The organism is Vibrio sp. 1069 (genome assembly GCF_033340555.1).
Map to the genome: position 1 here is coordinate 1 of NZ_JAWOWP010000683.1, position 579 is coordinate 579.

Annotated in this window: 1 pseudogene; it reads right to left on the reverse strand. The window is 49.1% G+C overall.

Annotation, left to right across the window (positions count from 1 at the left end):
* Window positions 1-579, reverse strand: a pseudogene (gene mukB / locus R7040_RS28465) (chromosome partition protein MukB); the annotation flags it as partial.

Genomic DNA, 579 nt, shown 5'->3' on the forward strand with positions numbered 1-579 from the left:
CTCTTCTTCTGCAACGGTTGCTTGCTCTTCCACCATAACCACGCGTTCTTGCGCTTCTTCAACGACCATCATCTGCTCTTCAAGACGCTCGCTAAGCTCTTCAAGATCTTCTTGGTAACGTTCGATTTTCTCTTGCTGGCGCAGTGCGTTTTGCACCAATTGCAAGTGGTCAGAAGCCGCTTGATAGTCTTGCTCTAGTGCCGATTCCGATTCGATTAGAAGCTCAAGTTCTTCTTGAACGCGGTTAAGCAGATTGTTTTGCTCAATCAACGTCTCGCGTGAGCCAAAGAGCTCAGAGCGCAAAGATAGAGTTTGTTCAAGCTTGTTGCGACGATCGTTAGCATGGCGCATGTAGTCAGCAGCCACGTAGTTTGTCGACTCGGTGATCAAGTGTTTGAACAAGTCACGGTCAGCCTGAGTGGTTTTGATCGCTTCTAGCGTCATGCGGTTTTCACGCAACGCCGATTCCATGTCTTGGAATGCTTTCTTCACACCACCGTTTTGTGGCAGAAGGTAATCGCGCAGTGAGCGTGTAATCGCACTTGAGATACCACCGTAAAGCGAGGCTTCGATCAAACG